General features: G+C 43.2%; 10 protein-coding genes. All 10 read left to right on the forward strand.

Annotated elements, in window-relative coordinates:
- Positions 1–4 precede the first annotated feature (4 nt).
- On the forward strand, positions 5–1,699 hold the full coding sequence (locus tag ACQKFG_RS25240) for a methyl-accepting chemotaxis protein (RefSeq protein ID WP_427563809.1): 1,695 nt from the start codon (positions 5–7) through the stop codon (positions 1,697–1,699).
- 592 nt (positions 1,700–2,291) lie between these two features.
- Positions 2,292–2,492: a cold-shock protein gene (locus ACQKFG_RS25245; protein WP_034304915.1), complete on the forward strand. Its 201-nt coding sequence runs from the start codon at positions 2,292–2,294 to the stop codon at positions 2,490–2,492.
- Positions 2,493–3,029: 537 nt separating this feature from the next.
- Complete coding sequence (locus tag ACQKFG_RS25250; protein ID WP_427563811.1) at positions 3,030–3,401, forward strand: ArsR/SmtB family transcription factor; 372 nt, start codon at positions 3,030–3,032, stop codon at positions 3,399–3,401.
- The gene (locus tag ACQKFG_RS25255; protein ID WP_427563813.1) at positions 3,394–5,517 is read left to right on the forward strand and encodes a heavy metal translocating P-type ATPase; all 2,124 of its coding nucleotides are present in this window, start codon (positions 3,394–3,396) and stop codon (positions 5,515–5,517) included. Before ACQKFG_RS25250 ends, ACQKFG_RS25255 begins: the two co-directional genes overlap by 8 nt.
- Before the next feature lie 272 nt (positions 5,518–5,789).
- Positions 5,790–7,055: a GTPase HflX gene (hflX, locus tag ACQKFG_RS25260; RefSeq protein WP_427563815.1), complete on the forward strand. Its 1,266-nt coding sequence runs from the start codon at positions 5,790–5,792 to the stop codon at positions 7,053–7,055.
- A gap of 694 nt (positions 7,056–7,749) precedes the next feature.
- Positions 7,750–9,123 (forward strand): NAD(P)-dependent oxidoreductase, encoded by a 1,374-nt coding sequence (locus ACQKFG_RS25265; protein ID WP_427563858.1) that lies wholly within the window; start codon positions 7,750–7,752, stop codon positions 9,121–9,123.
- A 10-nt stretch (positions 9,124–9,133) separates the two neighbouring features.
- Positions 9,134–10,420: an NAD-dependent dihydropyrimidine dehydrogenase subunit PreA gene (preA, locus tag ACQKFG_RS25270; RefSeq protein ID WP_098371750.1), complete on the forward strand. Its 1,287-nt coding sequence runs from the start codon at positions 9,134–9,136 to the stop codon at positions 10,418–10,420.
- A gap of 14 nt (positions 10,421–10,434) precedes the next feature.
- The gene (gene hydA / locus ACQKFG_RS25275; protein ID WP_192207480.1) at positions 10,435–11,853 is read left to right on the forward strand and encodes a dihydropyrimidinase; all 1,419 of its coding nucleotides are present in this window, start codon (positions 10,435–10,437) and stop codon (positions 11,851–11,853) included.
- A 42-nt stretch (positions 11,854–11,895) separates the two neighbouring features.
- Positions 11,896–13,380 carry an NCS1 family transporter gene (locus tag ACQKFG_RS25280; RefSeq protein WP_427563818.1) on the forward strand — a complete coding sequence of 495 codons (1,485 nt, stop codon included), beginning with the start codon at positions 11,896–11,898 and terminating at the stop codon, positions 13,378–13,380.
- A 16-nt stretch (positions 13,381–13,396) separates the two neighbouring features.
- The gene (locus ACQKFG_RS25285) at positions 13,397–13,612 is read left to right on the forward strand and encodes a hypothetical protein (RefSeq protein WP_427563820.1); all 216 of its coding nucleotides are present in this window, start codon (positions 13,397–13,399) and stop codon (positions 13,610–13,612) included.
- Positions 13,613–13,646 lie beyond the last annotated feature (34 nt).

Raw genomic sequence — 13,646 nt, forward strand, 5'->3', positions numbered from 1 at the left:
CGAAATGAGATTTTCAAAGCTTAATCCTAATAAATCTTTGCTGGCAAAACTATTCTTGTTTTATATTATTCCTTTCGTACTTTTCGCAGGGGCCATGGGCCTTTGCTTTTCCTATATTACTAATAAAATGATCAATGAGAATGTCCTTCCGCAATTCGATGAACGCCTTTCTGAAAATGCCCACAGTTTAGCAGCGAGCCTCAATCCCACTTTGATAAACAAAGCTTCCGAACGGGGCGAAGAGATTAGGCGGAAACTAGATGCCTTTGTTGAAGATAAAAAGGGAATTGAATATGTTTATGTGCTGAAGCGGGAGAATGATGCCGACATGATTGCAGCCTTGAACGGCAGCGAGGACTATATGGTGGAATCCCCTTTCACGCCGGAACAGGCAAAATCGATAAATGGAAACGAAGACGTATTAAGTGAAATATATAAAGATAAGTGGGGTACACACAAATCGTACTTTACGCCAATCAAAGGGACGGACGCGATTGTCGGAATCGATATGGATGCAAAATTCATCGATGAATTGAAAAGCACAATGATATTCTATAATATCTTATTTCTTGCAAGTGCCATTATTTTAGGTGTGCTATGCGCCGTTGTCATCGGGAAAAAGATCTCGGGACCCGTCAATGAACTTGTTGGTTATACGAATGAAATGGCAAAAGGGGACTTAAGTAAATCGATTCCCGTTGGTAGACAGGATGAGATTGGCGATCTTTCAAATGGATTCGAAGATATGAGATTAAGTTTGGCCTATATTATCAAGAATGTCCGTGAACACGCTCAAACGATGAATCAAACGACAGTGTCCATTCAGCAATCATTTGAAGAGATGGTGGAATCCTATGGCCAGATAGTGACGGGGACAACGGAAGAAGCAAAAGCTTCAGAAGAACGTGCCCATCATATTGACCGAATTTCCAATATGATCAGTGACTTAACGGATACAATCCGTTTAATGAATGAACAAACGAATGAAATGAATGAATTTACCTTGCATACGAATACACTTGCTGAACAAGGAAGTAAACAAGTGCAAGATGTAACTAGCCAGATGGATAAGATCATGGAAAACGGCCAAGCGACTAAAGCCAATTTGGTGAGCCTGGAAGAGGATGTAGTGAAGATAAATGAAGTGATTGGCTTAATAAGGGTGATTGCTTCTCAAACGAACCTGCTATCCCTGAATGCTTCCATTGAAGCGGCACGGGCGGGTGATGCCGGCAGAGGTTTTGCCGTAGTGGCTCAAGAGGTGCAAAAATTGGCTGTGCAAACAGATGAATCCATCGATATCATTTCAGAATCCATCATGCGGATTAATGAACAAACAGCCAAAGTCATCCAAAATAATGATGAAAGTTTTCAGGATATAGTAAATGGTGTTTCCTTAGTGGAAAACAATGGCGAGATTTTCAATAAGATATTTGAATCCGTAGAGAAATTGCTGAAAGGCACGGAACGATTAGCCGTCCATTCGAAAAAAATCAATGAGTCCTCGGATGAAAGCCTGGCATCCATTCAGGAAATTGCAGCGATCTCAGAAGAAGGAGTCGCAACGACGGAGCAAATCTCGGCAGCTGCCATTCAACAAAACACCATAATGACTGGATTGAAGGAACAAAATGAAGAGTTAGCAAAAGAATCGGCCATTTTAGAAGAAATGGTAGAAAAGTTCATTACCGAAAAATGAATATTCGATGTGAACATTTACAAAAATCTCTCTTAACTTTGTTTACGAGAGGTTTTTGTAGACAAAAAGGTTCCATCTGAATTTTTAAACATAATTGATTGGAGCGGGTGTACGAGACTCCTTCGGGGAAAGCGGGCACAAGGGAGACCCCGCAGGCGCTAAGAGAACCGAGGAGGCTTCCGGACCGTCCGTGGAAAGCGAGTACCTGGAGGGTAAATCAACGTTGCGCTATACACCTCCTCAAAAAAATGTAGGCAATGATAAATAACATCAAGTTTGTCTACAGTTTGAAACCTCTTTAACTTTGTAAACGAGAGGTTTTGTTTGGATGAATGGGTGTGGCAGGTCATGAAGCCATTACCTGAATAGATAGAGCCTATTGGTTAATGCTTGATGAATTTAAAGAGTATTAAAAATTCTGGAAAAAAGTTTCCCCAAACTATTTGCAATCGCTACCATTTAATGTTATGCTTAGTCTTAATTATTTTTGTTCGGTACTAAGGATACTAAAAGTACTACTTTTCGTTTTCGATGATGACTTAGAGCAAGGATAGTAATACATTGTGCTTAGATGCACTAGGAGGCAACAACAATGGAACAAGGTAAAGTAAAATGGTTTAACGCAGAAAAAGGTTTTGGATTCATCGAACGCGAAAACGGAGACGACGTATTCGTACATTTCTCAGCTATCCAAAGCGAAGGTTTCAAATCTTTAGACGAAGGTCAAGAAGTTACTTTTGAAGTAGAACAAGGTCAACGCGGACCTCAAGCTTCTAACGTTCAAAAAGCATAATTTCAATAACAAAAAAAAGACGGATCCTTGTTATAGGGTCTGTCTTTTTTTGTTTTGTGAAAATACATGACAAAAAACCCTGCTCAACGATGAGCAGGGTAAATGGTACAAGTAAAGTAAAACGCTTAAAAAGGTTTGACTAAGTATAGCATAGTTTTTCTAAAAAATACTAAATTAAATATATTATACTTATCAAGGCATCAATAGGAAATTACCGAAATCATTGGATTGAAGGGCCGTGAAGGGATTTATGTCCCTTCTTTTTTTTCGCCTGAAGAATAGAGGTTTCGGTTCAGGAGATTCATGGAGACCCTGAAAAGAGGACAGCCTGCACTTTGTGTTCAGCAAAATTCCAGGGGAACGGCTGAGAAGTGAAACAAAAAACGATGGCCCACATATAAAGACATATAGGTACTTTCACTAAGCCGCTTTTGAGGAAGGAGAAAAGGCTCTTGAACATTCAAATATAGATTTGAATATTCAGGTGATTATGTTATATTATAATCAAACACGGATTTGAATGAGAGGTGTGAGAAGATGACGGAACCGAAAGATATATGTGATGTCCACCTGCATGATGAAGTGAAGGTTAATCGCATTCAAGAGGAAATGAACCAGGTGAATTTATCCAGCATGTCGAAGCTGTTTAAGGTTATAGGCGATGAGAATAGGGCAAAGATAGCTTATGCGCTCTGTAAGGATGAGGAATTGTGTGTGTGCGATCTGGCCAATATCATTGGTGCTTCGATGGCGACTACGTCCCATCATCTTCGTACGCTTTATAAACACGCAATCGTAAAATACCGAAAAGAAGGAAAGTTGGCTTTTTATTCTTTGGATGATCACCATATAAGGCAGTTAATTCTCATTGCACTAGAACATCAGCAGGAGGTAAGGGTCGATGGCTGAGTCCACATTAAAAACATATCGTATCCAAGGTCTATCTTGCACGAATTGTGCAGCTAAATTTGAGAACAATGTCCGGGAACTAGAAGGTGTGGAGGATGCCAAAATCAACTTTGGTGCCTCGAAGATTTCTGTACAGGGCAGTGCGACTATCGAAGAGATTGAAAAGGCGGGTTCTTTTGATAATCTGAGAGTCCGCGGTGAACAGGAACAGGTGAAACAAAAGGAACCATTTTGGAAGCAAAAAGAAAATATAAAAGTGGTGTTCTCGGTTATCCTTTTGCTGATCAGCTGGATTTTGGATAATCGATATGCTGGTGGAAGCATCGTGCCGGTAATCGGTTATGCGGCTGCAATCATAGTTGGGGGATATTCGTTATTTGTCAATGGATTGAAGAATCTTGTCAGGCTTCGCTTTGATATGCACACCCTTATGACGGTTGCAATCATCGGGGCGGCCGTGCTTGGTGAATGGGGCGAAGGGGCGACTGTCGTCATCCTCTTTGCGATAAGTGAAGCACTGGAAAAATATTCGATGGATAAAGCCCGTAATTCTATAGAATCATTAATGAACATCGCACCTAAGGAAGCTTTGATCCGTAGGGGGCATCACGAAATGATGGTTGCTGTTGATGAGATTGAAGTGGGCGACATCATGATCGTTAAACCGGGTCAAAAGCTTGCCATGGATGGCAGGATCATGAAAGGTGCCTCGACACTTAATCAAGCAGCCATTACTGGGGAATCCGAGCCGGTTTTTAAAACGTTTGATGGTGAAGTGTTTGCCGGAACCTTAAATGGTGAAGGGTTGCTCGAAGTGGAGGTCACGAAGCGAGTCGAGGATACGACGATTGCAAAAATCATCCACCTTGTTGAAGAAGCACAGGCTGAAAAGGCACCTTCCCAAGCCTTCGTGGATAAATTCGCAAAATTCTATACGCCGGCCATAATGCTCATTGCCTTGGCCATTGCCGTGTTGCCCCCGATTGTGATGAGCGGGGTTTGGAGTGAATGGATTTACCGGGGGCTGGCTGTACTTGTTGTCGGTTGTCCGTGTGCTTTGGTCATTTCTACGCCCATCGCCATTGTGACAGCTATCGGAAATGCTGCGAAACATGGTGTGCTGATTAAAGGCGGGGTCCATTTGGAGGAAGCTGGAGCCTTAAAGGCGATTGCGTTTGACAAAACGGGTACTTTAACAAAGGGCATACCTGAAGTGACTGATTTCACAGTGTTATCTGCTGAGTTGAATGAACAGGAAGTGCTGGCTATCGCTGCTGCTTTAGAAAGCAGATCACAGCACCCCCTTGCCACGGCCATTCTCCAAAAGGCGGAAAACCACGATGTGGACTATCAATCTTTATTGGTAGAGGATTTTACTGCAATTACCGGTAAAGGTATCAAAGGGAAAATCAATCAAGGAATCTATTACATTGGTAAACCCCACCTTTTTGAAGAAGAAGCAGGTTTAGGCTTCTCTGATGATGTGCTTAAATTAATCAGCGGCTTTCAAAATACAGGTAAAACGGTGATGGTGCTTGGCGATCAAGTGAAGGTCTTGGCGCTCATCGCGGTGTCTGATGAAATAAGGGAAAGCAGTAAGGAAGCAATTCGGAAACTGCATGAATTGGGCATTGAAAAAACGATCATGCTGACCGGGGATAATATCGGAACAGCTAAAGCTATCGGGGCGGCAGCTGGCGTTTTTGAGATCGAGGCGGAGCTATTGCCGCAAGATAAATTGACCATCATCAAACGATGGAAACAAAAATATGATCGAGTGGCCATGGTAGGCGATGGTGTTAATGATGCTCCGGCCCTGGCAGCTTCCACGGTAGGAATCGCAATGGGCGGGGCGGGTACAGATACGGCCCTTGAAACGGCCGATATTGCCTTAATGGGTGATGACTTATCGAAGCTGCCTTATACAATCAGCTTAAGCCGTAAAACATTAAAAATCATTAAGCAGAACATCACGTTTTCATTGGTGATTAAAATCCTGGCCTTATTATTGATAGCGCCGGGCTGGTTGACACTTTGGATGGCGATTTTTGCCGACATGGGTGCGACGTTATTAGTTACATTGAATAGTCTTAGGTTATTGAGAATAAAGGAATAGAGTAATATGGGCTCCCTGGTGCATCTTAAGGTGAACCAGGGAGCTTTTATTTAGGGACTTTCCAATTGTTTCATGTGAAACTTGAAAAAAGTGATCGGTCCGGTTATTTTTTTGTTGAATTTTCTTTTATAGTAAAAGGAAGTCCGATAAACTTATGCAGCGAACGTTATGCAAGTAATGTCTGGTGTGCTGGAATGTGGCTGGCTTTTAGGCAGTATGATAGGTTTGTTTAAGCAATATAGGGAGTAAGGTATGTATGGAAGGGATTTGAAATGATGGAATTACAGCAGAGGGCAATCTTGGTTGGAGTTAATCTCAACGGTCAAAAGGATTTTGAGTATTCAATGGAAGAATTGGCTAATTTAACGGAAGCATGTGAGGTAGAGGTTGCAGCGACCATCACACAAAATTTGCATCGGGTGAACCCGTCACATTTTATCGGTACCGGGAAGATCGAGGAAGTGAAAAATCTCGTTGAGCATAAAGAAGCGAATGTCGTCATTTTTAATGATCAGCTCTCGCCTTCGCAACTTCGTAATCTGGAGAGGGACATGGATTGCAAGGTGATCGACCGGACAATCTTGATTCTGGACATCTTCGCGCATCGGGCGAAAACGAAGGAAGCACAGCTTCAGGTAGAAGTGGCAAAGCTTCAGTATATGCTCCCGCGTCTCGTTGGTTTGAGGGAGTCATTAGGTCGTCAGAGTGGAGGGGTGGGTACAAACAAAGGTGCAGGTGAAAAGCAGTTAGAGCTTGACCGCAGGAGAATCGAGGAAAATATAAGTGTATTGAATAAAGAACTGGAAGCCCTTGTTGCACACCGGCAAACACAGAGGAAACAGCGGAAAAAGAATGCCATCCCTGTCGTATCCTTAGTCGGTTATACCAATGCAGGTAAATCTTCGATCATGAATGCCCTGATTGAGATGTTCCATCCAACAGCCGAGAAGCAGGTGTTTGAGAAGGATATGCTGTTCGCAACGCTTGAGACATCCGTCCGAAACATCCCGCTTCCGGATAAAAAGGAATTTTTATTGACGGATACGGTGGGGTTTGTGTCCAAATTGCCCCATCATCTCGTGAAAGCCTTCCGCTCCACATTGGAAGAAGTGGTAGAAGCGGACCTGTTGATTCATGTTGTCGATTTTTCCAATCCTGATCATGAGCATCAAATTGAGATAACGGATAAGACTTTAAACGAGATAGGCATTAAAGGGATTCCGACGATTTTTGCTTATAATAAAGCCGACCTTACCGATTTGGATATCCCTCAGGTGAATCGTGACTCTGTGTATATGTCAGCAAAAAACAAAGTTGGCATCGAGGAATTGATAGATCAAATTCGCAAGCATATTTTTGTCGACTATACTCACTGTGAAATGCTGATTCCATTTAATCAAGGACAGCTGGTTTCTTATTTCAATGAAAATGGTCACATAACCGAAACAGAATATGAGGCAACCGGATATCGAATAAAGCTTGAGTGCAAGAAAACGGATTATGAGAAATATAAACGGTACGTTATTCATCCGGAATGAACCTGTCTGTTGATAAAATGTTAACGGTTTGTTGATAAGTGGAAAAGTCGATTCTTAAATGTGGATAACTTTTGGTGGAATGCCTCCGCTCTGCAAAAACAAAGAGAATAACACCACATAATATGTGAATAAGTTGTGGATAAAGGTGCAAAGACTCAGGAAACCAAGATTTTAGTTTCCGGGGTTTTTTTTATGTGGACAAAGTGTTGATAATTAGGTCTTCAGTACAAACCTTCCGAAGAATATCAATAAGTATGATGAAAAGTACGTTTGAATGTAGAAAAATGACGATGTTTATCGCTTATTGTTAGGAAATATAACATGATTATTACATATTGCATAGCTAGCACATGGAAATGCTTTACACTTTGTATAATGTAACTTGCTTTTTAACATTATAAAATAAAGAATACTCAATTCTCTGATTTATCATCAGGATTTGAGTTTTTAAGATTAGTAGGGGGGGCTTGAAGCAGGGACCGAGGCGTGGCCAGTGAGAGAATAATAGAAAATATTAAACAAAACGAGAGAATTTGTCTGGGAAATCGCCATGACTGTAAGTTGAATAATGATGAAAACCATATTAGCAACGCTTTTAATTGTTTAAATAGTAGGACAGTAGAGAGAAACGCATGCAATTCCTCCCTTTTTATTTTTCAAAATAAATGTTTGGAAGGAGAAATAGTGAATGAGTATGACAAGCCCGTTAAAAGGTGATCTGGAGATTAACTTTCAGGAAGCGGAGAGGGGGTTATCCCCAAGGGAAGCTTTGGAAGAATCGAATCGATGTTTATACTGCTATGATGCCCCATGCATCCAAGCCTGTCCGACCGGAATAGATATTCCAGGTTTTATTAAGAAGATAGCTTCAGGTAATTTTAAAGGATCGGCCAAGACCATCATGACAGCCAATCCTGTCGGTGCCAGCTGTGCGCGGGTATGTCCGACTGAGGAGCTATGTGAGGGGGCATGTGTCCTGAACCATTCTACAAAGCCAATCATGATTGGCAATCTCCAGCGTTATTCCACAGATTGGGCCATCCAAAATAAACAAGCCCTATTCAAGGCCGGAAAGAAGAATGGCAAAAAAGTTGCCATTGTAGGAAGCGGTCCGGCGGGTTTGTCTGCAGCAAGGGAGCTAGCCTTGCTTGGCTACAGCGTAACCATTTTCGAAGCTGAAAAGAATCCAGGCGGATTAAATACTTACGGAATTGTATCGTTCCGTTTACCTCAGAGCATTTCTTATTGGGAAGTTGAACAAGTAAAGAGTTTGGATGTTGATATTAAAACGAATATACGGGTCGGGGTGGATGTTTCCGCAAATCAGCTGACTGCCGACTTTGATGCGGTCATTTTAGCGATCGGCATGTCCGATGTTCCTAAGCTTGGAATTGAAGGGGAGGACTTGGCTGACGTTTATGATGCAATCGATTTCGTAAAAGCAACGAAGACAGGGGCAATCACTGATAAATTCATTGGGAAGAAGATGGCGGTAATAGGGGCTGGAAACACGGCGATCGATGCCGCAACCTGTTCTGTACGCCTGGGCGCCGAACAGGTGAGCATTATTTATCGTCGTACCCAAAAGGAAATGACAGCCTATGATTTTGAATATGAGTTTGCCAAACAAGAAGGTGTCGGGTTTCATTGGCTGACTGCCCCTTCCAGAATACTCTCGGATGAAAGCGGTCAGGTTACGGGCATCGAATGCGTGAAGATGGTGCTTAGCGAGGCGGGGGAAGATGGCCGGCGCCGTCCAGTCCAAATTTCCGGATCAGAGTTCGTCATACCGGTCGATGGGGTCATTCGTGCCATAGGCCAATCCAGGTATGTGGGATTGATTGAACAGTTCGGCATTCAACATGATGATGGTGTCGTAACATTGGAGGGTGATTCCTACAGAACATCCAATGAAAAGATCTTTGCGTGCGGTGACGTGATCTTCGGAAAAGGACAAGGTGAGGCAATGGTTGTTTCAGCTGCCCAGCAAGGGAAAAAGACAGCCTATGAAATTGACTCGATTTTGATGGGCGAAGCGGTGACATTGCTTAATAACTATAAAAATTAGGAGGCTTATCATGGCTGATTTATCAATTGATCTTGCAGGTATTAAATCTCCCAATCCTTTTTGGCTTGCTTCAGCACCACCTACTAATTCGGGTTATCAAGTCCAGCGCGCATTTGAAGCTGGCTGGGGTGGAGCTGTTTGGAAGACATTGGGTGATCCCATCCTGAATGTTTCATCGCGTTTTGCAGCGGTCAGCTTTAATGGACAGAGAGTTGCCGGGTTCAACAATATAGAATTGATTACGGATCGTCCTCTTGAAGTGAATCTGAAGGAAATATATGAAACGAAGAAGAGATTCCCTGATCATGCAATCATTGCATCGGTGATGGTGGAGCCGCAACAGGAAAAGTGGCATGAAATCATCAAACGTATAGAAGATGTAGGGGTCGATGGTTACGAGTTGAACTTTGGTTGCCCGCACGGTATGGCAGAGCGTGGGATGGGAGCTGCTTCGGGACAGGTTCCCGAACTTGTGGAAAAGCAAACATACTGGGCGAAGGAAGCTGCATCCAAACCCGTCATCGTCAAGCTTACACCCAATATAACTGACATTACGGTTACGGCTGAAGCGGCGGTGCGCGGCGGTGCCGATGCAATAAGCATGATCAATACGATCAACAGCTTGGCGGGAGTGGACATCCATTCATGGAATACGATTCCTCATGTAGGCGGCAAGGGCGCTCACGGAGGGTATTGCGGTCCTGCCGTGAAGCCGATTGCCTTGAATATGGTGGCTGAGTGTGCAAGGAATAAAATGATCAATGTTCCCATTTCCGGAATAGGGGGCATTTCAAATTGGCAGGATACTGTGGAATTTTTATTGATGGGTTCGACTGGAGTTCAAATTTGTACGGCTGCCATGCATCACGGTTTTAGAATAGTAGAAGACTTGATTGATGGCCTGTCCAATTACCTTGATGAAAAAGGGATTTCTTCCGTGATGGATATTGTCGGTAAGTCTGTACCGCGTTATTCCGACTGGGGGAATTTAGATCTCAATTACAAGGTTGTTGCGCGCATTAATAATGATGTGTGCATCAACTGCAATAAATGCCATATTGCGTGTGAAGATACATCTCATCAATGTATAGATATGTTAAAGGACACGTCAGGCAGCTCCTTCTTGAGAGTGCGCGAAGAGGATTGTGTAGGCTGTAACCTTTGCTCGATCGTCTGTCCGGTCGATGGGGCGATCGATATGATCGAATTGACAAATGAATTACCGCCAATGACATGGAATGAACGCCAGTCGTTCCTTGGGGGCATAAGCAGTGAAAGTGTTGATTTCGTAAAATGATGGAGGGATTGAAGATGAAGAAAATCATTAAAAATGGAACGATTGCAACCGCTGCAGATACGTATCAGGCGGATATATTGATTGAAAATGAGAAGATTGCAATGATTGGCAAGGACCTGCCTGCTGAAGGGGCTGAAATCATTGATGCAAGAGGGGCTTATATTTTTCCGGGGGGCATTGATCCGCATACCCATCTCGATATGCCGTTCGGAGGGACAACGACGAAGGATGATTATGAAACGGGGACGATAGCTGCTGCATATGGAGGCACGACAACAATCATCGACTTTTGTCTGACCGAAAAAGGGGTGCCGTTAAAGAAAGCAATTGAAACTTGGCATGAAAAGGCCAATGAAAAAGCGGCCATAGATTATGGATTTCATTTAATGATCAGTGAGATTAATGATGATGTATTGGCTGAGCTGCCAAGTATCATCGATAATGAAGGGATTTCTTCCTTTAAAGTGTTCATGGCTTACAAGAATGTTTTTCAAGCTGATGATGCCACGCTATATCGCACTTTGTTGCAAGCTAAGGAACTTGGCGCACTTGTCATGGTTCATGCTGAAAATGGTGATGTCATCGATTATCTTACAAAGGAGGCGCTTGCTGAAGGTAACACCGATCCAATTTACCATGCATTGACAAGGCCACCGGAGCTTGAAGGGGAAGCAACTGGACGTGCAGCTAAACTGACGGAAATGGCAAATGGTCAGCTCTATGTGGTTCATGTCACCTGTGAAGATGCGGTTGAAAAGATTACTGAGGCAAGAAATAAAGGGGTGGATATTTGGGGGGAGACTTGTCCGCAATATTTGGTTCTTGACCAGTCTTATCTTGAAAAGCCCCATTTCGAAGGATCTAAGTATGTATGGTCCCCGCCGTTAAGGGAGAAGAAAAACCAGGAAGTGCTATGGAATGCTTTGAAAACGGGACAGCTGCAAACCATTGGCTCCGATCAATGCTCTTTTGATTTTAAGGGACAGAAGGAACTTGGGCGTGAAGATTTCACGAAAATACCGAACGGTGGCCCAACGATTGAGGACCGCATGAGCATCCTCTTCTCTGAAGGGGTCATGAAAGAGCGTATTACCTTGAATCAATTCGTCGACATGACCTCCACGCGTGCTGCCAAACTATTTGGATTATTCCCTCAGAAAGGGACGATTGCAGTAGGTTCGGATGCTGATATTGTCATTTTTGACCCTAAAGTTGAAAGGGCCATTTCTGCTGATACCCATCATATGGCTGTGGATTATAATGCGTTCGAAGGTATGGAAATTACAGGTGAACCGGTTTCCGTTTTATCGAGAGGTCAATTCGTCATTAAAGACAAACAATTTGTAGGCGAAGCTGGAAAAGGGCAATTCCTGAAACGGGCAAAATATAATGCGGCGCTGAAGCCGGATACCGGGAAAAAGCTTCCAGTCTAACTTCCGTAAGGAAACTTGCAAATTAATTTAGGGGGATTTTCTATGAGTGAGAAGAAGGATTATTTAAAGTCTCCCGATTTGCTGCCTATACCTCATAGTGAGAAAAATATAAGTGCAGCCGGATTTGGTTTCATTTGGGTGGGCATGGCTGTAGTATTGGCCGCCTTCGCAATCGGTGGGAACGGTGTTCAAAGTTTATCCTTAGGCTGGGTCGTTCTTGCAACGGTCATTGCCTGTGTGGTTCTCGGCTTTTTGATGACAATGACAGGGGATATTGGTGTTGAACATGGAATACCATTCCCAGTCTATATGAGGGCGCCGTTCGGTACGATTGGCACCCACATCCCTTCGGTTGTACGGGGTTTTGTAGCGTCATGCTGGTTCGGCCTCAATACTTACTTTGGAGCCACTGCAATGAACGCTATCTTCACAACCCTTTTTGACTTTGATAATTGGTTTATATGCTTTCTCATTTTTGCCGTTTTACAATTGGTCAACACGGCAATGGGAATAAAGTCGATAGAACGATTCGCCGACTTGGCAGCGCCCGTTATCATTTTAATTTCTGGCTGGATGTATTTCACTTTATCCGATCAGGCTGTGGCCAAAGGAAGAGATGTATGGTCCTGGATTGAAAGTCCGGTCACTGGCGGGGCTGCCGCCACGGCCTTCGTGGTCGTCATCATGGCTAATATGGGTTTTTGGGGCACATTGACTGCAGATATGCCCACGCTTTCCCGCTATATTAAGGCACCAAAAAATGAAAAAAATTGGTTCAAGCGCAATAAGGGGCAAATAATTGGGAATATTATCACCTATCCCATCACGCAGACGTTCATGGTGATTATCGGAGCGGTTTCTTATATGGCTGTTTCCAATTATGATCCTGTAGTTGCCGTACAGGGATCAGCAAGTGGAATTGCTCTCGGCGTCCTTTTAATCATGATCGTATTCGCTCAATGGTCGACGAATACTACGGCCAATGTTATTCCCGCGGCTACCATTTTCTCCAATGTCATGGGTCCTAAAATGCCATTCTGGGCGGGAGTCGTTGTGGCGGGAGTTATAGGGATAGTAGTTCAGCCATGGAGCCTGTTCGGCATCATAATAGAAGTTTTATTAATAATAGGTGGAATCCTGGCATCCATTGTCGGCATCCTTGTAGCGGATTACTATTTCCTCCGTAAACGGAGAGTGAATGTACAAGAACTTTATGAGAGTGAAGGCCAGTATAAATACTTGAATGGAGTGAATTGGGCAGGAATCATTTCTTGGGTGATTGGAGGAATAGGTGCGACGATTTTTTCAAATTATTCGTTTATTATTGGCTTACTTCTCGGCGGTGCAAGTTATTATATATTAGCTAAGTATTGGTGGTTCAAGCGATATGAACAAGCTGAAATCATGGATCCCAGCGATGAGAAATATTTAGGGATTTCCGTTGGCAGGGATTGGAAAATCGAAAAAGGTACAGAACTTGAGGAAGAGATGGTTTTTCCGGCTACAACGGGCAAGGAGAACGTATGAAAAGGGGGGAATGGAAATGTCCGAATATCAAGAGTATCTCTTAGAAAGGGAAAAAATCGATTTTTTACTTGAAAGAGGATATCGAATCACCCGGGTTTCCGAAAGTTTAAGTGGAGCTTTTCTCGATTTTGAACTGATTGAAGGAACGAAGCAGGAATGGAAGCAATTGAACATCAAGACCCCGGAAGGAAGGAAATACTTCTCTACATTGCTTGTCAAAAAATTGCATTGAAATGGTTATGGACTGGGCCTATTCCTCACGAATG

Origin of the sequence: Peribacillus sp. NPDC076916, assembly GCF_050269675.1 — a bacterium.
Taxonomy (GTDB): Bacteria; Bacillota; Bacilli; order Bacillales; family DSM-1321; genus Peribacillus; species Peribacillus aracenensis.

Bases quoted from the DNA above. Each gene is read 5' to 3' on its own strand.
- ACQKFG_RS25240 (WP_427563809.1), top strand. From the start codon at position 5: ATGAGATTTTCAAAGCTTAATCCTAATAAATCTTTGCTGGCAAAACTA.
- ACQKFG_RS25245 (WP_034304915.1), top strand. From the start codon at position 2,292: ATGGAACAAGGTAAAGTAAAATGGTTTAACGCAGAAAAAGGTTTTGGA.
- ACQKFG_RS25250 (WP_427563811.1), top strand. From the start codon at position 3,030: ATGACGGAACCGAAAGATATATGTGATGTCCACCTGCATGATGAAGTG.
- ACQKFG_RS25255 (WP_427563813.1), top strand. From the start codon at position 3,394: ATGGCTGAGTCCACATTAAAAACATATCGTATCCAAGGTCTATCTTGC.
- hflX (WP_427563815.1), top strand. From the start codon at position 5,790: ATGATGGAATTACAGCAGAGGGCAATCTTGGTTGGAGTTAATCTCAAC.
- ACQKFG_RS25265 (WP_427563858.1), top strand. From the start codon at position 7,750: ATGACAAGCCCGTTAAAAGGTGATCTGGAGATTAACTTTCAGGAAGCG.
- preA (WP_098371750.1), top strand. From the start codon at position 9,134: ATGGCTGATTTATCAATTGATCTTGCAGGTATTAAATCTCCCAATCCT.
- hydA (WP_192207480.1), top strand. From the start codon at position 10,435: ATGAAGAAAATCATTAAAAATGGAACGATTGCAACCGCTGCAGATACG.
- ACQKFG_RS25280 (WP_427563818.1), top strand. From the start codon at position 11,896: ATGAGTGAGAAGAAGGATTATTTAAAGTCTCCCGATTTGCTGCCTATA.
- ACQKFG_RS25285 (WP_427563820.1), top strand. From the start codon at position 13,397: ATGTCCGAATATCAAGAGTATCTCTTAGAAAGGGAAAAAATCGATTTT.